Origin of the sequence: Thermus sediminis, from assembly GCF_003426945.1 — a bacterium.
Lineage (GTDB): Bacteria > Deinococcota > Deinococci > Deinococcales > Thermaceae > Thermus > Thermus sediminis.
This window is the reverse complement of the sequence record NZ_QURO01000004.1, coordinates 795,728-816,220: the sequence shown is the minus strand read 5'-3', so window position 1 is coordinate 816,220 and position 20,493 is coordinate 795,728. Positions and strand designations below refer to the sequence as shown.

Here is a 20,493-nt window from a genome sequence, read left to right as displayed (position 1 = left end):
GCCTTTCCGTGGCCACCTTGTCCCCCAAGGCCAAGTAGGAGGCCAGGAGGGCGCTCAGGTAGAGGAGGAAGAGGCCGTAGCCCAGGGGCCTGAGGCCCACGGGGGCTAAGGCCACCCCCGCCCCCACCAGGCCCAGCACGTAGAGAAGGCGAAGAGCGGCCAGGAGAAGGGCCTCCCCTCCCAGGGGCAGGGCGGGGAGGAGGAGGGATAGGCCGTAGATTCCCAGGAGGGCCCAGGCGGCCTTGGGAAGCCTCCGCAGGTGGGGGAGGAAGAGGGGGCTCAGGAGGCTTAGGGGAGGGAGGAGGGGGCTTAGGGCCAGCCCCCAGGCCAGGAGCCGCACGGGCCTAAATATACCCGTAATACCACCCCATGCTGGCTGGGGCCAGCATGGGGGCCCCGGCAGAAGGTGCCCGGGAGGCTTTTCTGAGCTGGCTGAGCAAAGGAAACAAAAAAAGGGTATAAGACCCCTCTCAGGAAGAGGGGGTATAGTGGTTCCCATGAGGCTTTGGCCCCTGGCCCTTTTCTTCTCCCTGGCCCTGGCGGCCCGCTTCGCCGCCTTCAGCGTGGAGCCCTCTGGCCCCCAAAGGCTCAACCTAGACACCGGGGTCACCACCCTGCCCCAGGGCGGGGTCCTGGTGGACAACGAGAACGGCCTCCGCCTCAAGGCGGACTACATAGAGTACAAGGAGGGGGCCTTCATCCGGGCGAGGGCCTTAGAGCTCCTCTCGGCCAAGGAGACCTTCCGCGCCCAGACCCTGGAGCACGACATCCCCAAGGGAGAGGCCCGCTTCACCGCCTTGGCCTTCGCCAACGCCGATTTCAAGGACCTGCGGGCGGGGAGGGCCCTGGCCCTCTTCAACGAGGACATCGTGGTCCTCAAGGGCCAGGTGCGGGCGGCCTCCCCAGACCTTCAGGCCGAGGTCCTGGTGGTGGACCTGAAGGCCCGGGAGGCCTTGGTTCTCGGAAGCTTCCTCTACCGGGAGGGGAGGGCCACCCTGAGGGGCCAGGGGCCTGCCGCCAGGCTCCACCTCCGCTTCGCCGGGGACAAGGTCCAGGCCAGCACCAAGCTCCCCCCTGAGGCTTCCCGCCTCGCCACCTACGCCAACAAGCTCCCATGACCCTTTACCGCCACCTCCTGAAGGAGAGCCTGCCCCTCCTCCTCCTCACCCTCCTCTTCCTCACCGCCCTTTTTCTCTTCGGCTTCTTCTACGCCGGGGCCAGGTGGCTGGAGGGGGTGCCCATCCCCAAGATCCTTCGCTGGCTCTCCTACCACGTGCCCGGGGTGCTGGTGCAGGCCTTTCCCATCGCCTTGGTGACCACCACGGTCCTGGTCTTTGGCCGCATGGCGGCGGAGGGGGCCCAGTTCGCCCTCCTTTCCGGGGGCATCCCCCTCTGGCGGGCCGCCCTTCCCTTGCTCTGGTTTGGGGCTCTCCTTTCAGGGGTAGCCCTCTACCTCCAGGAGTACGTGGTTCCCGAGGCCAACAACCGGGTGCGGGTGGCCTGGTGGGACGAGATCCACACCCAGGGGGCGGGCCTTTTCCGCCTTAAGGGCGTGCAGATCCCCATCGGCCAGGGGAGGAGCCTCTACTTTGAGGACTTTGACATGGGGAGGAAGGAGATGGTGGGGGTGCGCATCCTCTCCTTCCAGGGGGAGGTGGGCACCTTCCTCTTCGCCGAGCGGGGCGCCTGGGAGGACAAGCGCATCACCCTAAGGGGCTACCGCTTCTACCGGGTGGACTTCGGCCAGGTGGAGGGGCTGGAAAGGGCGGGGGACCTCCTGGCCCAGGTGCGGCGGGTCTTCCGGGCGGTGAGCCGGGGGGAGGTGCTGGAGGTGGAGTCGGACCTTTCCCGGGCCCGGGCCATCGCCGACTACGCCGACACCTTCAGCTTCGGCCAAAACAGCCTCTCCGAGGCCTGGCGCAAGGCCCGGGATCCCTTTTTGCCCCCCCTGGAGCGGGATCGGGCCAGGCTGGAGTTCCACTCCAAGCTGGCCCTGCCCCTGGCCAACCTGGTCCTGGTCCTCCTTTCGGCGGCCATGGCCTTGCGCTATGGGCAGAGCACGGGGCTTGCCCTGGGGCTCAGCGTGGTCCTGGCCCTGGGGTACTACGGGGCCTTTTTCCTGGGGCGCTCCCTGGCCGGGGTGGGGCTCATCCCCCCGGAGCTTGGGGCCTGGGGGGCGAACCTGGCCTTTTTAGTTCTAGGGATCCGGGTCTTACGGTAGGAAGAGGGATATGCGCCCCTGTTTCCCCAAGCCCGTGCCCCGGATCTGGGGTGGAAGCGCCCTGGGCTTCGGCCCGGGGATCGGGCAGGTCTGGCTCTGCGAGGAGCCGCTTCTCGTGAAGCTTCTGGACCCGGCGGAGTGGCTTTCCGTTCAGGTGCACCCGCCCCACGCCGACGCCCTGAGGGTAGAGGGGAAGCCAGGGAAGTACGAGGCCTGGTACGTTCTCTCCCCGGGGGAGATCGTCTACGGCTTCAAGAGGCCCACGAGTCGGGAAGAGGTCTTGAGGCGGGCCCAGGAGGGAACCCTGGAGGCCCTTCTCCGGAAGGTAGCCGTGGAGCCGGGCCAGGTGGTCTACCTGCCCGCCGGGGTGGTCCACGCCCTGGGTCCCGGGGTGCGGGTCTACGAGGTCCAGACCCCCTCGGACCTCACCTACCGCCTCTACGACTACGGCAGGCCCCGGGAGCTCCATCTGGAGAAGGCCCTGGAGGTGGCCCACCTCCTGCCTGCCCCCATCCCCTCCCTCTCCCCCGAGCCTGTGCCTGGGGGAGCGATCCTCCTTTCCACCCCCCACTTCCGCCTCTACCGCTACCCCCTAGAGGGGGAGCTGGTCCTGAGGTCCGGGACTCCCCTGGTCCTCACCCTTTTGGAGGGGGAGGCCCGGCTTTTGGAGGAGGTCCTCCGGCCTCCAGCTACACTTCTCCTCTCCCCGGGGGAGGAGGCGCGCTTCCGGGGGGAGGGGCTTTTCCTGGGGGCGGGGTTAGGGGATGAGGCTTCGGACTAGGGCCTCGGCCTCCCTTAGGAGGGCCCCTACCGTCTTCTCCTCCGTGGCTTCGGCGTAGATGCGGAGGAGGGGTTCGGTGCCCGAGAGGCGGAAGAGGATCCAGGCCTCCCCGTAGACCCACTTGACCCCGTCTAGATCCTCTAGGCCTGCAGGGGAAAGGCCCGCCAGGGGGCGGGGTTCCCTCAACTTTTCCAGGAGCCCCGCCGTGGGGACGGCCAGGTCTAGGCGGTCGTAGGCGTGGGTGAGGCCCACCATCCCCTCTATCTCCTTGAACTGGTCCGCCAGGTCTAAGCCCGTTTGGGCCACGCTCTCTAGGAGGAGGAGGGCGTTCAGGAGCCCGTCCCGTTCGGGTAGGTGTCCCTTGACCCCGATCCCCCCTGATTCCTCTCCCCCTATGAGCACGTCTTCCCGGAGGAAGGCCTCGGTGATCCATTTGAAGCCAATAGGGGTGGTCCTCACAGGGAGGCCCAGCCCCTCGGCCAGGCGGTCCACGATCCAAGAGACGGCGAAGTTCTTGACCACCAGGCCCGAGAGCCCCTTTTTGTGGAGGTGGCGGAGGAGGACGGCGAAAACCTGGTGGGGGTTGAAGAAGACTCCCCCGGGGAGCACGGCGGCCATGCGGTCCCCGTCGCCATCCGTGGCCACGGCGAAGCTTGGGGACTTTTCCGGACCCATGAGGGCCAGGAGGGTCCCCAGGTTCTTGGGGAGGGGCTCAGGGTTCACCCCATAGAAGAGGGGGTGGGGGAGGTTGTGGAGCTCCCGCACCTCTAGGTTCAGGCCCACGTGGCGGAAGAAGGCGGAGAGGTGGCTGTCCCCGGCTCCTCCCATGGCATCGTGGTAGAGGAGGCCGGGGAAGCGGGCCAGGGCCTCCAGGTCCAAAAGCCCCTTGAGGTGGTCGTAATAGGCGGCCCTAATTTCCAGCGCCTCGGGCTTTCCCCGGCCCTCCGCTGGGCGCTTGGGGATGAGGGCTTCCACCCGCTTCACCTCCTCGGGGAGGGCGCTTCCCCCGTAAGGCCCTTTGAGCTTCACCCCTAGGTACTGGGGAGGGTTGTGGCTGGCGGTGAGCATGAGGCCCCCATCCGCCCCCACGTGGCGCACGGCGAAGGAGAGCATGGGCGTGGGGTGGGGGCCTGGGAGGAGGAGGACCTCGAGGCCCATCCCCGCCAGGATGCCCGCCGCCTCCTCGGCGAAGACCTTAGCCTGGAAGCGGGTGTCGTGCCCCACCACCACCCTTTTGCCTCCCCTTTCCAGGAGGTAGTGCCCGTAAGCGGTGGCTACCCGCCCCAGGTTGAAGAAGGTGAAATCCTTGGCGATCACCCCCCGCCAGCCATCGGTCCCGAAGCGAATATCCCCATCCATCCTCAAGAAGTTTAGCACCTGTCCAAGCCGGCTTGCGCTAAAATTACGAAGGTTATGAGGTTCTCCTACGCGGTTATCCTCGCTGGAGGTAAGGGAGAGCGCTTCTGGCCGCTTTCTACCCCGGAGAGGCCGAAGCCTTTCTTGAGGTTGGTGGGGGAAAAGAGCCTCCTTCAGGCCACGGGAGAAAGGCTTCTTTGCGTTTTCCCCGAGGAGGCCATCTATGTGGTGGTCCCGCCCCACCTCGAGGACCTGGTCAGGGAGCATCTCCCTTGGCTTCCCCCCGCCAACATCCTCCTGGAGCCCGAGCCCAAGGACACGGCCTTTGCCGTGAGCTTCGCTCTTCGGCATCTTCCTGAAGGCGTCATAGCCTTTTTCCCCGCCGACCACTACGTGGGGGACGAAGGGGCTTTTCGGCGAGACGTGGGCTTGGCCTTGGAGGCCGCCTCCGAGCTGGAGGGGATCCTGACCCTGGGCGTGGCCCCCACCTACCCGGCCACGGGTTATGGATACCTGGAGCGGGGGGAAGAGGTGCGGGAGCGGGTCTTTAAAGTAGCCCGCTTTTTGGAGAAGCCGGATCGGGAGAAGGCGGAGCGCCTGCACGCCTCCGGAAGATTTTACTGGAATGCCGGGATTTTCGTGGCCCCGAAGAAGGTGTGGTGGGAGGAGTTTGCCCGCCACGCCCCCGAGGTTTTGGAGGGGAGAGGAGACAAGATCAGCCTAGACTACGCCCTCATGGAGAAGACCGACCGTGCCTTTATGGTCCCGGCCTCCTTCCCCTGGGATGACCTCGGCGACTGGCGGGCTTTGGAGCGCTACCTCAAGGGAAACGGGGACAACGTAGAACTGGCCCGCCACGTGGGCCTGGACACCCGGGGGGCCATCATTTACGCCCAAGGGGACGAGCTGATCGTCACCCTAGGACTGCAGGATGTGGTCATTGTCAGGGAAGAGAAGGTTACCCTGATCGCTAGGAAGGACAGGGTTGAGGAGCTGAAAAAGTTGTTGGCCACCTTGAGGCGGGTTGGAGTTTAAGAGGTGAAGAACATGAAGGTAGCCGTTTTGGGAACTGGGTATGTGGGCCTCACCACCGCGGTTAGCCTGGCCTACCTGGGGCACGAGGTGGTGGGGGTGGACGTGGACGAGGCCAAGCTGGTGGCCCTAAGGCGGGGCGAGCCCCCCTTTTACGAGCCTCATTTGCAAGAGCTCATGGGCCTGGTGGGGCCCCGGCTCCGCTTCACCGCCAGGCCCGAGGAGGCCATCCCTCAGGCCGAGGTGATCTTCATCGCCGTGGGGACGCCCTCCCTGCCCGATGGCTCCCCTGACCTTTCCCAGGTGCGGAGCGCGGCGGAGGCCATCGGCAGGCACCTGGGAGGGGGCTTCACCGTGGTGGTGAACAAGTCCACGGTGCCCGTGGGAAGCGGCAACTACGTGGAGGCCCTGGTGCGCCGGGCCTTCCAGGAGGCGCACGGAGGGGAGCCCAACGGCCGCCTGGCCGTGGCCTCCAACCCCGAGTTCCTGCGGGAGGGGCAGGCCCTTTATGACAGCCTTTATCCGGACCGGATCGTGGTGGGGGCGGAGGACCGGGGAGCTATTGAGGTGTTGCGGGAGCTTTATGAGCCCATCCTGGAGCAGAGCTTTACCCCACCCCCCTTTCTTCCCCGGCCCGAGCGCATGGGGGCGGTGCCCTTCCTCACCACGGACCTGGCCTCGGCGGAGCTCATCAAGTACGGGGCCAACGCCTTCTTGGCCCTCAAGATCAGCTTCATCAACGAACTGGCCCGCCTGGCGGAGAGGGTGGGGGCGGACATCCGGGAGGTAGCCCGGGGCATCGGCCTGGACAGCCGCATCGGCCCCCGCTTCCTGGGGGCGGGCCTGGGCTGGGGTGGGAGTTGTTTCCCAAAGGACACGGCCGCCCTCCTCTCCATGGGGCGGGAGTACGGCCTTAGGCTTTCCATCACGGAGGCGGCCCGGGTGGTCAACGAGGGCCAGAGGGAATGGGTGGTGGAGAAGCTCCTTTCCGAGCTTAGGACCCTGAAGGGAAGGACCATCGCCCTCCTGGGGCTCGCCTTCAAGCCCCACACGGATGACCTTCGGGAAAGCCCGGCCCTGGATCTGGCCCAGCGCCTCCTCCATCGGGGCGCCTTTGTCCGGGCCCACGACCCGGTGGCCATCCCCCGGGCCCGGCGGGAGCTGGCCCTTTCTCTGGAGTATGAGGAGGATCCCCGAAAGCTCCTAAAGGGAGCCGACGCCGTGGTCCTGGCCACGGACTGGCCGGAGTACCGCACCTGGCCCTGGGAGGAGCTAAGGCCCTTCATGCGCACCCCCCTGGTGGTGGACGGGAGGAACTTCCTGGACGGGAAGGCCCTCGAGGCCCTGGGCTACCGCTACCTGGGGATGGGGGTGCCCGCCTTAGGCAACCTGGAAGGGGTGAGGTCTTGATGCGGGTCCTGCTCACGGGCACGGCGGGCTTTCTGGGGAGCCATCTGGCCGAGAGGCTCCTGAGGGAGGGCCACCAGGTCCTGGGGGTGGACAACCTCTCCACGGGCCAGAGCCGAAACCTGGACCGCTTGGCCCAGTACCCTGGTTTCCGCTTTCTCCGGGCGGATGCCAGCCGCCCCCTAGGGGTGGAGGGGCCTTTGGACTGGGTCCTCCACTTCGCCTCCCCCGCTTCCCCGCCCCGCTACCTGAAGCTCCCCATAGAAACCCTCCTGGTGAACGCCGAGGGAACCCGCCACCTCCTAGACCTAGCCCGGGCCAAGGGCGCGGCCTTTTTCCTCGCCTCCACCAGCGAGGTCTACGGGGACCCCCTGGTCCACCCCCAGGCGGAGAGCTACTGGGGTAACGTGAACCCCATTGGCCCCAGGAGCATCTACGATGAGGGGAAGCGCTACGCCGAGGCCCTGACCATGGCCTACCACCGGGCTTACGGGTTGCCGGTGCGGGTTGTCAGGATATTCAACAGCGTTCTTGCGGACGAGTATCTGTTCTTTTTCAACGATGGCGAAGCTCATTTGGAAACTGCCCAAAGCTACGCCTCCCGCGTGGCTCTAAATCCCGTGGGCAATCATAAGGTGTTGGTTCCCGCCTTTGATCCCGATACTTTGCGGATCAGCTTGAAACCCGCTTCGCATTTCATCGGGCATCCCATTGTTCAGGAGGCTTTTGAGGTCAAGCTCCGATACGGGAGGACCATAAAGGTTACAGGAGACCATAGCCTTTTCGTCAGAGGGCCTAATGGCAAGCCTGTGGCCAAGCCGGTGCGATCCGTGAAGCCCGGGGACTATGTGGCCATTCCTGCCCGTTTACCCGTCTTGGAGCGGGATCTAGAGCGCATTAATCTAGCAGAGCGCTTCGCACAACTAGATTCCTCGCCAGCTTGGCTTTGGCGCTGGGCTCTTCGCCATCCTGAGTTGGGTGCCAGGCTCGAGGCTAACCGCGAGGAGGTTCACAGGTTGGCCCTTGCCCATGGGCGGTATAGAGGTAAAAACGCCAGGAACTCTGCTGTTTGCGCCACTAAGCGTTGGATTAGAGAGGGCGTTGTGCCTCTGGCGGTTGTGGCTTCCCTAAAGTGGCCGCTACCTAAGGACGTGGAGTTTGGCCTTTTGGGCAGTTCCGCCGTTTGGATTCCCAATGAGATCCAGGTGACGGAGGAGTTGCTTTGGCTTTTTGGGCTTTACCTGGCGGAAGGGGGAGAGTTTGGCGGTAAGGGGAGGTATTTCATAACGCTTTCGTCCGACTTTGAATATGTGGAGAGAGCCAAAGAAATCCTCGAGAACACATTCCGCGTAAGGGTTGGGCTCGTAAAGCCTAGACCAGGGCGGGCCCCGTACCTTTACGTCCATTCCCGCCCGCTCCACGTTCTCTTCACTAAGATTTTGGGGTTGCGCAAGCGCATACCTCCCTGGGTTCTTCAGCTCCCTCTATCGCGCCTCAAATATTTCTTGGAAGGTTTCCGCTGCGGAGACGGAACGCATAGCGGCAAGAAGCTTGTCAACGAGCTTGTCTTTGACACAGCCAGCGAAGAGCTGGCCTATGGGCTTACCTACGTGCTCCTACGGTTTGGCATAGTGGCCTCTCTAGGCAAGTACGAGAGCTGGGTGGGCAAGAAGGAAGCTACCCAACGAAGGTTTCCTTTTTACCGCCTTACGGTATGTTCCCTTGACGACTTTAACATTCTGGACTGGGACAAGGAGGTACGGCAGAACCTAAACGCCAAGCGCCAAGGGGACATAGTGTGGAGCAAGGTCCTAGAGGTCCAGCCTGTCCTTGGCACGGCCACGGTATACGACTTTTCCGTGCCGGGGGCCGAGAACTTCGTGGCCGGCAATGGGGTCTTCTGCCACAACACCTATGGCCCCGCCATGGACCCGGAGGACGGCCGGGTGGTGTCCAGCTTCATCGTCCAGGCCCTGCGGGGGGAGCCCCTCACGGTGTTTGGGGACGGGAGCCAGACCCGCTCCTTCTGCTACGTGGACGACCTCATTGAGGGCATCCGCCGCCTCATGGAGGTGGACTACCCCTACCCCGTGAACCTGGGTAACCCGGAGGAGTACCGGGTTTTGGACCTGGCCCATCTGGTGAAGGAGCTCACGGGAAGCCCCTCCCCCATCCTCTTCCAGCCCCTGCCGGAGGACGACCCCAAGCAACGGCGGCCTGACATCACCCTGGCCAGGAGGCTCCTCGGCTGGGAACCCCGGGTGCCGGTGCGCGAAGGCCTCGAGCGCACCATTGTCTACTTCCGGGAATTGGTAGAGCATTAAGGTGGTGGCGAGCAGGCACTCCTGTTGCACTCCTAGGGGGATGAAAATTTTTTCAGATTGCGCAGATGGAGTTCGGATGTGTTAGTGCATCTTTGGTACAAAGCAGGAGCGCTTCTACGAAGCTCAACCTTGCGTAATCTCTTCTACCTCTATGCCGTTCAGGCGGCTAACTACCTTTTCCCTCTTATCACCTTGCCTTACCTTGCCCGTGTCCTGGGGCCCGAGGGGTTTGGCAAACTCGCTCTGGCCCAGGCAGCCTCCCAGTACCTCTACATCGTCTTGGAGTACGGTTTTTCCCTTTCGGCCGCCCGGGAGGTGGCCAAGTGGCGGGACCGACCGGAGGCCCTCCAGAGGGCCTTGGGGGGGGTCTTAGGGGCTCGGGTGTTGCTCTCCTTGCCTGGGGCGGGAACCGCTTTGCTCGCCCTTTACCTATTTCCGCCCCTGCGAGGAGAGTTCGGCCTGATAGGGGGAAGCTTTCTTCTCGCCTTGGGAATGAGCTTGAGCCCGGTCTGGTTCTTCCAAGGTATGGAGCGGATGGGTTTCGTAGCCCTGATGGAGTTCTTTGTCCGCCTTTTGGCGACGGTCGGGATTTTCTGCTTTGTGCGTTCCCCGGAGCAGGTGGCTTGGCCCTTGTACCTCCAGGCCTTGGCGTCCTTTGTGTTGGGCTTCGCGGGCCTCGCGTGGGCAGCATCCTGGGTGGGGCTTCGCTGGCCAAGATTTGGGGAAGCGTGGGGCTGGCTCAGACGAGGCTTTAGCCTCTTCCTGTTTCGCTTGGTGGTGAGCCTATATACCACGGCGAACGTCCTTTTGGTAGGGCTTTTCCTACCCCCAGCTCAGGTGGCCCTTTACGCTGGTGCGGAAAAGCTCAGTAAGGCCTTGATCCCCATGTGGGACCCCTTTAGTAGGCTTTTCCTTCCCCGCTTTTCTTACCTTTTAGAGAAGAGTCCGAAAGATGCATCGCGGCTCGCCCGACGAGTGGGGAGCATCATGCTCCTACTGGGCCTTATTGCGGCGGGTGTTTTGATGTACGGGTCGCCCTTCCTAGTCCGAATGCTCTTGGGGCCCGGGTACGAAGGGGCGGTACCCCTAATGCGGGTTCTAGCCTGGCTTCTTCCCCTGATCGCCCTCTCCAATTTCTTGGGCATCCAGTGGATGCTGGCACAGAGGATGGACCGCCTCTTCAACATCATCATTTTTATCGCTGGATTGCTGAATGTTTCTCTCGCCTTGTTGATAGTTCCCCGCTATGGAGCCCTAGGGATGGCCTGGGTCGTGGTTCTTTCGGAGGCCTGGGTGACCGGGGCTGTGGTAGTTTATCTTTGGTGGAAGGGGCGATTGCCCTGGAGGGTACATGAAGGTTGACTACCTCATCGTTGGCGCAGGCTTCACCGGGGCCACCCTGGCGGAGCGCCTAGCCTCGGCGGGGAAGAGGGTCTTGGTGGTGGAGCGCCGAGACCACATCGGGGGGAACGCCTACGACGAGATGGACTCCCACGGGGTCCTGGTCCACCGCTACGGCCCCCACATCTTCCACACCAACAGCCAGAGGGTGTGGGACTACCTCTCCCGCTTCACCGAGTGGCGCCCCTACTACCACCGGGTGCGGGCGGTGGTGGAGGGGAAGGAAATTCCCCTGCCCTTCAGCCTGGCCTCCCTAAGGGCCCTCTTCTCCCCAAGGCTCGCGGACAGGCTGGAGGAGAAACTCATCGCCCAGTATGGCTACGGGGCCCGGGTGCCCATCCTGAAGCTGAGGGAAACCCAAGACCCCGACCTCCGGTTCCTGGCAGACTACGTTTACCGGAACGTCTTTGAGGGCTACACCCTCAAGCAGTGGGGCCTGCGCCCCGAGGAGCTCTCCCCCACGGTGACCGCCCGGGTCCCGATCCTGGTGAGCTACGATACCCGGTACTTCCAGGACACGTACCAGGCCATGCCCAAGGAGGGGTACACCGCCCTCTTCCGGCGGATGCTGTCCCACCCGGGCATCAAGGTCCTCCTGGGAGCGGACTGGAAGGAGGTGGAGGGCGAGGTGCGCTTTGACCGCCTCATCTTCACCGGGCCCATAGACGAGTTCTTCGGCTACCTCCACGGAGCTCTACCGTACCGTTCCTTGCGTTTTCATATGGAAACCTTGCGTTTACCTTTCTTCCAGTCCGTGGCTCAGGTCAATTATCCCAATGAGCATGCCTACACACGCATTACGGAGTTCAAGAGGCTCACGGGGCAGGACTATCTACCTCACACCACGGTGGCCTTCGAATACTCGGAAGCCTACGAGCCTGGGAGGAATGAACCCTACTACCCGGTGCCCAAAGACGAGAACGAGGCTCGCTATCGGAAGTACCTGGAAGAGGCAAGGAAGCTCAAAAGCGTCTACTTCGCTGGGAGGCTTGGAGACTACCGCTACTACAATATGGATCAAGCCGTAGCCCGAGCCCTGAAGCTATTTGAAGAGCTCACGCATGCTTGAGAGAGACTCTTCTTTTAATGACAAAATGCCCTTTGAGAGGAAACACACCCTCCAGCTCCAGCCTTTAAATTTCCCAGCCTTGCCCGATCGTCCACTTGTATCTGTTTTAATGCCCAACTATAACTATGGACGTTACATAGCGAAGGCCATCGAAAGCGTTCTCAGTCAAACTTATCCAGATTTCGAATTGATTATTTGCGATGACGGTTCGCAGGATGAATCCTTAGATATTATCCGTACCTACGCTGAAAAAGATAATCGAATCGTATCGATTACAAAGGAAAACGGAGGCATGGCTTCAGCTCTAAACAGGGCTTACGCCAAGAGCCAGGGCCATGTTGTCTGTTTTCTCGATTCTGATGACGAATTTCTTCCAACTAAATTAGAGTCCGTAGTTACTGCATTCAAACGAAATTCAGAGTGTGGAATGATTGTTCATGCCATGGAAATAAGGGATGCCGATGGTAGATATGTAAGTTCTATTCCCATATTTACACCTTTTGAAAAGGGTTTCCTGGCCCCCAAACTATATAGGCGTGGAGGGCGCTGGCGCTACATGCCAGCTAGCGCGATATGCTTGCGCAGGGAAGTTGCGGAGCAATTGTTTCCTATTGATGAGCAGTTGTTTCGTTCAGTAGCTGACGCCTATGTCTTTACTTTGGGACCGATTTTAGCTTCGGTTGATTTTATAGACAGAATTTTGACAATATACAGATTGCATGGGAGCAATATTACTGGAGCTGGCGACATAACTGTGAACGGCATTGAAAGGACGCTTAAAAATATAGAGCGCGTTATGGAAGGTGTGAATAAAAAGTTAAAGGAACTCGGTTTACCTTCTTTGTGCATTAACAATAATTTGAACTACAAGGAACAAAAACTCTTTTTGGAATTGTTGTCCTGCCAAGCTACTTGGGTGCTGCTACATAATGTGCACAGAATAAGTGTGGACATCTTAAATGATGATCTTTACACACCGCTACAAAAACTTGGCGCACTGTTTATGTTTTGGACATCCCTTCTTATTCCTTGTAGCTATCGCGGCATGTACATACGAATGTTTACCCATCCAAATAAATTTAAGAGTTTTGTAAAATACATTCTTAAAACAGCAAGAAGCATTCTCCATGGTCGAACAAGGTAAAAGGCGAGTATATGCATATAGCAATCTTTGATTACAGAATCATACCTACAAATCCGATCGGCTCTTGTCATCTCCATATGCTCCAGGAGCTGTGCTACGAGCACGAGTTCACCGTGTTTGCAGTGGAGTTTGACAACCCATGCCCTGAGCGGATCCGGTTTGTGCGGGTGCCGGTGCCCACCCGGCCCCTGGCCCTGCTTTTCCTGGCCTACCACCTGGTGGCTCCCATGGTCTACTGGCTCCATCGCTTGCGGACGGGGGACCGGTTTGACCTAGTCCAGATGGTGGAGAGCAACCTTAGCTTTGGACAGGTTTCCTACGCGCAGTTTTGTCACCGAGCCTACCTTGAGCGGCATTGGAAGCAGGCGGGGGCCAAGGGGCTTCGGGGCTGGCTCCGCTGGTTGGACCACTGGCTCCATGCCCTCCTGGAGCCTTGGGTATACCGCCGCGTGCGGCACATTGTGGTTGCCTCCCAGGGCCTCAAGCGTGAGCTAGAAGAGACTTATCCATTTATCCGCGGCAAGGTCACGGTAATCCCCAATCCCGTGGACTTAGACCGGATGCGCCCTCCGGAGGATTTTGACCGCGAGGGTTTCCGCCGGGAGCGCGGTGCGGGGCCTGGCGAGGTGATTCTGGTCTTTGTGGCCCTGGGGCACTTTGAGCGGAAGGGCCTGCCCCTGGTTCTGGAGGCCCTACGGGAGCTTGGGGACTTGCCGGTGAGGCTTTGGGTGGTGGGAGGGGAGGCGGACCTAGTGGGGGAATGGCGGAAAAGGGTGGAGAGGATGAGCCTGGCGGGCAGGGTAACCTTCTTCGGCATGCAGAGGGACGTGCGCCCCTTCCTTTGGGGGGCCGACGCTTTCGTGTTCCCCTCGCTTTATGAGGTTTTCCCGTTGGTGAGCTTAGAGGCGGCCGCCGCGGGCCTCCCTTTGATAGTCACCCCCCTTTACGGGGTGGAGGAGTTCATGCAGGACGGGGAGACGGGCTTTGTGGTGGAGCGTTCCGTGGGGGGGGTGGCCCAGGGGTTGAGGCGGCTTATCTCCCTTCCCCCGGAGGAGCGGAGGCGTATGGGGGAGCGCGCCCAGAAGGCGGTAGCCCCTTACGGGGTGGAGCCCTTTGGGGAAGCGTGGAAGAGGTTCTATGGGGATTTGGGCTAGAGCCTGGGTTTTCCTGGTGCTGGGTTACGGCCTCTTTGGCCGCTCTTTCGCCTATTTGGGCATACCTGCCTTGAAGCTCTTCGTTGGCGAGGCCGTTTTGGGGGCCTTTCTCCTCACGCAAGCGAGGCGCGTCTTGGGGATCTGGGCGGCCTGGCTTCTACGGGGGGGGAGGGAGGGCTTCTTGGGCTGGAGCCTTCTGGCGTTTCTTTCCTATGGTGCTTTTCAGATTATTTACGGGCTCCTTCGCGGGCACGACCCCCTACTTATCCTTCAAAATTTCGTTTTCAACCTATACCCCCTCTACCTGTTTCTTGGGTTTACGTTAGCCAAAAGGTATCCCCTTCTTCTCCGGAGGACCCTTGGGTGGTTTGCCTGGCTGAACGCCATCTATGGGATTTCCTATTTGTTTCTCCTCAATAGGTTGGGACTGTACCTTCCTTGGGCTCCCGAGGTTCCCCTTTTTGGCCAACCCGCTTCCTCGGTGGTGGCCATTCTGGCGCTTCTGACTCTGGAAAGAATGTCTCTACGCCAGGGGGTGCTTCTCTTTCTCAATCTCGTGGTCCTCCTAGGGGTTCAGGTTAGGGGAGAGTGGCTGGCCTTGGGTGTGGGCCTGCTCCTTTGGGCCCTTCTCATGAGGCGGGTTGGGCGGCTTGCGCTCGCCGGTTTGGTAGCCTTTCTCCTCTTTTCCATCTTGTACGTTGGGGACGTCCGGGTGCCCGCGCCTGAGGGCCGCGGAGGCGAACTCTCGGTAAGGGGTGTGGTTGCCCGCATCTTGGCCCCCCTGAACCCCGAGGCCGCAGCGGAGCTGATTGGTGAGGAAGCCTACAGCATGGCGGGGACGATACAGGGATGGCGGATCCCCTGGTGGGCGGCGATATGGGAGGAAGTGCACCGTCAGGACGCATCGGCCTTTGTGGGATTGGGGTATGGATTCCCTCTTTGGAGCCTCTATTATGCCATTCCGGAGGGTATTAGGACACCCCATAACGTGTTTTTTTACGCCTTGGGGTACGGCGGTTGGGTGGGGGTGGCTGTGTTTTTTTCCTTCCTCGCGGGTTTAGGCGCCCTCCTATGGCGCAACTTTAGGCAAACGGGAAGTCCCTTTCCCGCCTTGAGCTTCATCCTTTGGGCCGCCCTGTCGTCCTCGGCTTTTTTTGGGAACTTTTTTGAAACACCCTTTGGGGCTATACCCTTTTATCTGCTTACAGGCTATGGTCTTGCCTTCTCGCAGGGTAAAGATGCGCATCCTCAAGCTCCACACCCACTACCAGCAACCGGGCGGTGAGGACTCGTCCTTTGCCGCCGAAGTCGCTCTCCTTCAAGAGCGAGGGCACCTTGTGCGTCCCCTTGTCTTCCACAACAAGGACCTCGAGGGCCTCCCCCCCTGGCGGCAGGCGGGGCTCACCCTGTGGAATCGGGAAGCCTACCGGCGGGTGCGGGAGGCCATCCGGGAGCACCGGCCAGACCTCCTGCACGTGCACAACACCTTTCCCCTGGCCTCGCCGGCGGTCGTCCACGCCGCCAAGGCCGAGGGGGTGCCGGTGGTGATGACCCTCCATAACTTCCGCCTCCTGTGCGTGAACGCCCTCTTCTTTCGCCAGGGGCGGGTGTGTGAGGAGTGCCTGGGAGGCCTCCCCTGGCGCGGGGTCCTCCACGGGTGCTACCGGGAAAGCCGCCCGGCCAGCGCCGTGGTGGCGGGAATGCTCACCCTGCACCGGGCTTTGGGCACCTGGAACCTGGTGGACCGCTTCATCGCCCTCACGGCGTTCGCACGGGAAAAGTTCCTCCAGGCGGGCTTTCCCCCAGAGAAGGTGGTGGTGAAGCCCAACTTCGTCCACCCGGATCCGGGGCCGGGAGAGGGGCGGGGAGGGTACGCCCTCTTCGTGGGGCGCTTGTCTCCAGAAAAGGGGGTATTCACCTTGCTGGAGGCCTGGAAGCGGCTTGGGGGGAGGGTTCTCCTCAAGGTTGTGGGGGATGGGCCCCTCATGCCGGAGGTGGCCCGCCTGGCCCAGGAGGTGCCGGGGGTGGAGGTGCTGGGGCGCAAGGGGCCGGACGAGGTCTACGCCCTTATGGGGGAGGCCAGCTTCCTGGTCTTTTCCTCGGAGTGGTACGAGGGCTTCCCCAGGGTCTTGGTGGAGGCTTTCGCAAAAGGACTTCCGCTACTGGCTTCGGCTTTGGGCTCGCACGGAAGCATTGTGGACCATGGCCGCACCGGTCTCCACTTCCGCCCCGGGGATCCAGAGGACTTGGCGGCCCAGGTGGAGTGGCTCCTCACCCACCCAGTGGAGCTCGCCCAGATGCGCAAGGAGGCCCGGGCGGAGTACGAGGCCAAGTACACGGCGGAGCGGAACTACGAGCGGCTGATGGCCATCTATCAAGGGGTTTTGGAAGGGGGGCGATAGAATAGGAGGGAGATGGTTCAGATCCTGGGCATGCGGGTGGACCCCACCAGTTATGAGGAGGCCACGGGAAAGGCAATCGCCTGGGCGGAAGCGGGGGAGAGCCGCTACATCTGCGTGGCCAACGTGCACATGGTCATGGAGGCCTACGATGACCCCAGTTTCCGCACCCTGGTGAACGCCGCCGACCTGGTTACCCCGGACGGGATGCCCCTGGTCTGGATGCTCCGTAGGCTTGGCCACCCCCACCAGGAGCGGGTTTACGGCCCCGAGCTCACCTTGAGGGTCTGCGAGGAAGCGGCCAGGCGGGGTGTACCCGTGGGCTTTTACGGGGGGCACCCCGAGGCCCTGGAAGCCTTGGTAGGCAACCTAAAGTCCCGCTTCCCTGGCCTCCAGGTGGTTTATTCCTATAGCCCTCCCTTCCGCGCCCTGACCCCTGAGGAAGACAAAAGGGTGACGGAGGAGATCAACGCTTCGGGTGCCCGGATCCTCTTCGTGGGGCTGGGCTGTCCCAAGCAGGAGCGGTGGATGGCCGAGCACAAGGGCAAGGTCCGGGCGGTGATGCTGGGTGTGGGGGCCGCCTTTGATTTCCATGCGGGGCGGGTGCGTCAGGCTCCAGCCTGGATGCAGAGGATGGGTTTGGAGTGGCTCTTCAGGTTTTTCCAGGAGCCCGGGCGGCTTTGGCGCCGCTACCTTAAGCACAATCCCCGTTTTCTCCTTTTGGTCTTTTTGGAGTTAACGCGGATGCGGAGGTTTGCATGAAAAGGGCTTTGATTACTGGCATCACGGGGCAGGACGGCAGCTACCTCGCCGAGTTTCTCCTTGCCAAGGGGTATGAGGTTCACGGCATCATCCGGCGTTCCAGCGTTTTTAACACGAGCCGCATAGACCACCTTTACCGGGATCCCCACGAACCGGGTGCGCAACTTTTTCTTCACTACGGAGACCTGACGGACGGCACCGGGCTCAGGCGCATCCTTGAAAAGGTTCAGCCGGACGAGATCTACAACTTGGGGGCCCAGTCCCATGTCAAGGTTTCTTTTGAGCAACCCGAGTACACAGCGGATGTGGTGGCCTTGGGAACCTTGAGGCTGCTGGAAGCGGTGCGGGACTACGCCCAGACCTGGGGCAGGCAGGTGCGCTTCTATCAGGCCGGCTCTTCGGAGATGTTTGGCGCTGCCCCGCCACCCCAGAACGAGAAGACCCCTTTTTATCCCCGGAGCCCCTATGCGGTGAGCAAGGTGGCCGCCTACTGGTACGCTGTGAACTACCGGGAAGCCTACGGCCTTTTCATCGCAAACGGTATCCTTTTCAACCACGAGTCGGAAAGGCGTGGGGAAACCTTTGTCACCCGAAAGATTACCCGGGCTGCGGGTCGCATCAAGATGGGGTTACAAAAGAAGCTTTACCTGGGCAACCTGGAAGCCAAACGGGACTGGGGCTATGCCCCGGACTACGTGGAGGCCATGTGGCTCATGCTCCAGCAACCCGAGCCCGACGACTATGTGGTGGCTACCGGGGAGGCCCACTCGGTGCGGGAGTTCCTAGAGGAAGCCTTTGGGCTTCTGGGGTTGGACCCCTCCGCTCACGTGGAGATTGACCCCCGCTACTTCCGGCCCACAGAGGTGGACTTCCTATTGGGCGATGCCTCTAAGGCCCGAGAAAGGTTGGGTTGGCAACCTAAAGTCACCTTCAAGGAATTGGTGCGCCGCATGGTGGAACATGACCTGGAGCTCGCCAAACAAGAGCGCACCCTGGTGGACGCGGGGCACCGGATCGCCCTTCTGGGGGTGGTGGATCGTGGATAAGGGGTCCAAGATTTACGTGGCTGGTCACCGGGGCTTGGTGGGGGGGGCCATCCTGCGCCGGTTACGGGCGGAGGGTTATGAAAACCTGGTGCTGAGAACGCGCCAAGAGCTTGACCTCACCGATCAGCGGGCCGTCTACCGCTTCTTTGAGGAGGAGCGGCCGGAGTACGTTTTCCTAGCCGCGGCCAAGGTGGGGGGTATCCTGGCTAACGCCACCTATCCGGCCGACTTCATCCGGGAGAACCTCCTCATTCAGACCAACGTCATCGACGCTGCTTACCGCTATGGGGTCAAGAAGCTGCTTTTCCTGGGTTCTAGCTGTATTTATCCCAAGCTCGCACCCCAGCCCATGAAGGAGGAGTACTTGCTCACCGGTCCTCTGGAGCCCACCAATGAGGCGTATGCCGTGGCCAAAATCGCCGGGATCAAGATGGTTCAAGCCTACCGCCGCCAGTACGGCTTCCGGGCCATCAGCCTAATGCCCACCAACCTCTACGGGCCAGGGGACAACTTTGATCTGGAAACGTCCCACGTGATACCTGCCCTTATCCGCAAATTCCATGAGGCCAAGGAGGCGGGGCAGAAGGAGGTGGTGGTCTGGGGCACGGGGACTCCTAGGCGGGAGTTCCTCCATGTGGACGACTTGGCGGACGCCGCCGTTTTTCTCATGCGCCACTACGAGGAGGAGGAGATCATCAACGTGGGAGTGGGCGAGGACATAAGCGTCCGGGAACTCGCTTCGCTCATCGCCCGTGTGGTGGGTTTTGAAGGGGAGATCGTTTACGATCCCACTAAGCCGGACGGCACCCCCAGAAAGCTTCTGGACGTTTCCCGCCTCTTCGCCATGGGGTGGCGGCCCAAGGTTTCCTTGGAGGAGGGTTTGCGGCAAACTTATGCGTGGTTTAGAAACAACTGGGTGGGGGCACGGGGCCTTGGTAAAGCCTGAAGTTAAAACACGGGGTAAAAACCTCCCTCTCCCGCCCTCGAGGGATGGGAAGTGGGCCGGCATGGCGTTGCTCCTCTTTGATGCCCTGGCCCTCGAGGCCTCCCTCTTTCTGGCCTACCTGGTGCGAGGGGCTCTTCTTCCCGTCCAGGTGCCCCTCGAGGCCCTTCTCCCCGTGGCTTGGGCTCTCCTCCTCTTCCCCCTGGGCTACGCCCTGGCGGGCCTTTACCCCGGCTATGGGCTTCCCGCCGTGGAGAGGGTGCGGCGGAAGGTCCAGGTCACCCTGCTCCTCTTCCTGGCCCTTATCGCTTGGAACTGGCTCTTCATCCAGGAAGGCTGGAGCCGGGGGGTGCTCCTTCTGGCCATGGGGTTTTCCCTGGTTCTCGTCCCCTTGGGAGGGGCTTTGGCCCGGGAGGTCCTGGCCCGGCTGGGCCTTTGGGGGGTTCCGGTCCTTGTCCTTGGGGCGGGAAAGACGGGGGCTTTGGTGGTTAGGAAACTGAGGGAAGACCCTGTTCTGGGCCTTCGCCCCGTGGCCCTCCTGGACGACGACCCCGCCAAGTGGGGAACGGAGGTGGAAGGGATTCCCGTTGAGGGGGGGGTGGACCAGGTGGAGGCCTTCCGCAAGGGGGGGATACGCTACGCCATCCTGGCCATGCCGGGGGTGGGCCGGGAGAGGCTCGCCGCCCTCCTGCAAGGCCTGCCCTTTCCCCACGTGATCCTGATCCCAGACCTTTTCGGCCTCCAGAGCCTTTGGGTTTCCAGCCGGGACCTGGGAGGGGTCTTGGGGCTGGAGGTGAAGAAGAACCTCCTCCTTCGCAGGAATTGGGTGTTAAAGCGCCTTCTGGACTACCTTCTGGGCCTTCCCCTTACCCTTCTCGCCCTGCCCGTGATGGGTTTAGCGGCCCTCTGGATCAAGCGGGTAAGCCCTGGGCCCGCCTTTTTCACCCAGGAGCGGGAGGGGTACCAGGGGCGCACCATCCGCATCCTTAAGCTTCGCACCATGTATCCGGATGCGGAGGCGCGCCTCCAGCGCCACCTGGAGGAAAACCCCCAGGCCCGGGAGGAGTGGGAGCGCTTCTTCAAGCTCAAGGAGGACCCCCGGGTTCTCCCCGGCGTGGGGCAGTTTCTCCGCCGTACCAGCCTGGACGAGCTTCCCCAGCTCTTCAGCGTCCTGAAAGGGGAGATGAGCCTGGTGGGGCCAAGGCCCTTTCCCCGGTACCACCTGGAGAAGTTCAGCCCGGAGTTCCGGGAGCTGAGGCGAAGCGTCCTACCTGGCCTTACGGGGCTATGGCAGGTTTCCGTCCGGAGCGAGGGGGACCTCGAGGTCCAGGAGGCCCTGGACACCTACTACATCCGCAACTGGTCCATCTGGCTGGACCTCCACATCCTGGCCCGCACGGTCTGGGTGGTCCTCACCCGCAAAGGGGCGTACTGAGCGTTAGACTGGGGGAAGT

17 protein-coding genes are annotated in these 20,493 nt (G+C 62.0%); 16 read left to right on the top strand and 1 reads right to left on the bottom strand.

The features are described 5' to 3' along the window. Window positions 1–497 precede the first annotated feature (497 nt). The 3 genes from ATI37_RS04885 to ATI37_RS04875 are packed head-to-tail and all read left to right on the top strand — an operon-like array spanning window position 498 to window position 3,002. On the top strand, window positions 498–1,118 hold the full coding sequence (locus tag ATI37_RS04885; protein WP_117237375.1) for a hypothetical protein: 621 nt from the start codon (window positions 498–500) through the stop codon (window positions 1,116–1,118). After that, window positions 1,115–2,221 carry an LptF/LptG family permease gene (locus ATI37_RS04880; protein WP_117237374.1) on the top strand — a complete coding sequence of 369 codons (1,107 nt, stop codon included), beginning with the start codon at window positions 1,115–1,117 and terminating at the stop codon, window positions 2,219–2,221. Before ATI37_RS04885 ends, ATI37_RS04880 begins: the two co-directional genes overlap by 4 nt. A 10-nt stretch (window positions 2,222–2,231) precedes the next feature. Next, complete coding sequence (locus tag ATI37_RS04875) at window positions 2,232–3,002, top strand: class I mannose-6-phosphate isomerase (RefSeq protein WP_117237373.1); 771 nt, start codon at window positions 2,232–2,234, stop codon at window positions 3,000–3,002. On the opposite strand, the gene ATI37_RS04870 is transcribed toward ATI37_RS04875, so the two are convergent. Continuing rightward, window positions 2,979–4,361: a phosphohexomutase domain-containing protein gene (locus tag ATI37_RS04870; protein ID WP_117237372.1), complete on the bottom strand. Its 1,383-nt coding sequence runs from the start codon at window positions 4,359–4,361 to the stop codon at window positions 2,979–2,981. The two genes, ATI37_RS04875 and ATI37_RS04870, sit on opposite strands and share 24 nt — an antisense overlap. A gap of 54 nt (window positions 4,362–4,415) precedes the next feature. On the opposite strand from ATI37_RS04870, the gene ATI37_RS04865 reads away from it, so the two are divergent. From ATI37_RS04865 to wbaP, 13 genes are all read left to right on the top strand, one after another. Continuing rightward, window positions 4,416–5,393, top strand: a complete 978-nt coding sequence (locus ATI37_RS04865; protein ID WP_117237371.1) for a mannose-1-phosphate guanylyltransferase — start codon at window positions 4,416–4,418, stop codon at window positions 5,391–5,393. Between the two features lie 12 nt (window positions 5,394–5,405). Then, complete coding sequence (locus tag ATI37_RS04860; RefSeq protein ID WP_117237370.1) at window positions 5,406–6,800, top strand: UDP-glucose dehydrogenase family protein; 1,395 nt, start codon at window positions 5,406–5,408, stop codon at window positions 6,798–6,800. Next, window positions 6,800–9,121 carry an NAD-dependent epimerase/dehydratase family protein gene (locus tag ATI37_RS04850; RefSeq protein WP_198665506.1) on the top strand — a complete coding sequence of 774 codons (2,322 nt, stop codon included), beginning with the start codon at window positions 6,800–6,802 and terminating at the stop codon, window positions 9,119–9,121. The genes ATI37_RS04860 and ATI37_RS04850 overlap by 1 nt, the downstream gene beginning before the upstream one ends. A gap of 129 nt (window positions 9,122–9,250) precedes the next feature. Then, window positions 9,251–10,483, top strand: a complete 1,233-nt coding sequence (locus ATI37_RS04845) for a flippase (RefSeq protein WP_232822449.1) — start codon at window positions 9,251–9,253, stop codon at window positions 10,481–10,483. Then, window positions 10,473–11,591, top strand: a complete 1,119-nt coding sequence (gene glf / locus ATI37_RS04840) for a UDP-galactopyranose mutase (RefSeq protein WP_117237368.1) — start codon at window positions 10,473–10,475, stop codon at window positions 11,589–11,591. The genes ATI37_RS04845 and glf overlap by 11 nt, the downstream gene beginning before the upstream one ends. Then, window positions 11,584–12,735, top strand: a complete 1,152-nt coding sequence (locus ATI37_RS04835) for a glycosyltransferase (protein ID WP_117237367.1) — start codon at window positions 11,584–11,586, stop codon at window positions 12,733–12,735. The genes glf and ATI37_RS04835 overlap by 8 nt, the downstream gene beginning before the upstream one ends. Before the next feature lie 77 nt (window positions 12,736–12,812). Then, window positions 12,813–13,889 (top strand): glycosyltransferase family 4 protein, encoded by a 1,077-nt coding sequence (locus ATI37_RS04830; RefSeq protein ID WP_198665505.1) that lies wholly within the window; start codon window positions 12,813–12,815, stop codon window positions 13,887–13,889. Next, window positions 13,873–15,174, top strand: a complete 1,302-nt coding sequence (locus ATI37_RS04825) for a hypothetical protein (protein WP_117237365.1) — start codon at window positions 13,873–13,875, stop codon at window positions 15,172–15,174. Before ATI37_RS04830 ends, ATI37_RS04825 begins: the two co-directional genes overlap by 17 nt. Next, window positions 15,101–16,291, top strand: coding sequence for a glycosyltransferase family 4 protein (locus ATI37_RS04820; protein ID WP_408646644.1), 1,191 nt, complete (start codon window positions 15,101–15,103; stop codon window positions 16,289–16,291). Before ATI37_RS04825 ends, ATI37_RS04820 begins: the two co-directional genes overlap by 74 nt. Window positions 16,292–16,303: 12 nt before the next feature. After that, window positions 16,304–17,050 carry a WecB/TagA/CpsF family glycosyltransferase gene (locus ATI37_RS04815; RefSeq protein ID WP_117237363.1) on the top strand — a complete coding sequence of 249 codons (747 nt, stop codon included), beginning with the start codon at window positions 16,304–16,306 and terminating at the stop codon, window positions 17,048–17,050. Beyond that, window positions 17,047–18,096, top strand: coding sequence for a GDP-mannose 4,6-dehydratase (gene gmd / locus ATI37_RS04810; RefSeq protein WP_117237362.1), 1,050 nt, complete (start codon window positions 17,047–17,049; stop codon window positions 18,094–18,096). Before ATI37_RS04815 ends, gmd begins: the two co-directional genes overlap by 4 nt. Further along, window positions 18,089–19,042 carry a GDP-L-fucose synthase gene (gene fcl, locus ATI37_RS04805; RefSeq protein WP_117237361.1) on the top strand — a complete coding sequence of 318 codons (954 nt, stop codon included), beginning with the start codon at window positions 18,089–18,091 and terminating at the stop codon, window positions 19,040–19,042. Before gmd ends, fcl begins: the two co-directional genes overlap by 8 nt. A gap of 61 nt (window positions 19,043–19,103) precedes the next feature. Then, on the top strand, window positions 19,104–20,474 hold the full coding sequence (gene wbaP, locus ATI37_RS04800) for an undecaprenyl-phosphate galactose phosphotransferase WbaP (RefSeq protein ID WP_117237360.1): 1,371 nt from the start codon (window positions 19,104–19,106) through the stop codon (window positions 20,472–20,474). Window positions 20,475–20,493 lie beyond the last annotated feature (19 nt).

Coding starts and splice junctions, on each gene's coding strand:
- ATI37_RS04885 (WP_117237375.1), top strand. CDS start 498: ATGAGGCTTTGGCCCCTGGCCCTTTTCTTCTCCCTGGCCCTGGCGGCC.
- ATI37_RS04880 (WP_117237374.1), top strand. CDS start 1,115: ATGACCCTTTACCGCCACCTCCTGAAGGAGAGCCTGCCCCTCCTCCTC.
- ATI37_RS04875 (WP_117237373.1), top strand. CDS start 2,232: ATGCGCCCCTGTTTCCCCAAGCCCGTGCCCCGGATCTGGGGTGGAAGC.
- ATI37_RS04870 (WP_117237372.1), bottom strand. CDS start 4,361: ATGGATGGGGATATTCGCTTCGGGACCGATGGCTGGCGGGGGGTGATC.
- ATI37_RS04865 (WP_117237371.1), top strand. CDS start 4,416: ATGAGGTTCTCCTACGCGGTTATCCTCGCTGGAGGTAAGGGAGAGCGC.
- ATI37_RS04860 (WP_117237370.1), top strand. CDS start 5,406: ATGAAGGTAGCCGTTTTGGGAACTGGGTATGTGGGCCTCACCACCGCG.
- ATI37_RS04850 (WP_198665506.1), top strand. CDS start 6,800: ATGCGGGTCCTGCTCACGGGCACGGCGGGCTTTCTGGGGAGCCATCTG.
- glf (WP_117237368.1), top strand. CDS start 10,473: ATGAAGGTTGACTACCTCATCGTTGGCGCAGGCTTCACCGGGGCCACC.
- ATI37_RS04835 (WP_117237367.1), top strand. CDS start 11,584: ATGCTTGAGAGAGACTCTTCTTTTAATGACAAAATGCCCTTTGAGAGG.
- ATI37_RS04830 (WP_198665505.1), top strand. CDS start 12,813: ATGCTCCAGGAGCTGTGCTACGAGCACGAGTTCACCGTGTTTGCAGTG.
- ATI37_RS04825 (WP_117237365.1), top strand. CDS start 13,873: ATGGGGATTTGGGCTAGAGCCTGGGTTTTCCTGGTGCTGGGTTACGGC.
- ATI37_RS04820 (WP_408646644.1), top strand. CDS start 15,101: ATGGTCTTGCCTTCTCGCAGGGTAAAGATGCGCATCCTCAAGCTCCAC.
- ATI37_RS04815 (WP_117237363.1), top strand. CDS start 16,304: ATGGTTCAGATCCTGGGCATGCGGGTGGACCCCACCAGTTATGAGGAG.
- gmd (WP_117237362.1), top strand. CDS start 17,047: ATGAAAAGGGCTTTGATTACTGGCATCACGGGGCAGGACGGCAGCTAC.
- wbaP (WP_117237360.1), top strand. CDS start 19,104: ATGGCGTTGCTCCTCTTTGATGCCCTGGCCCTCGAGGCCTCCCTCTTT.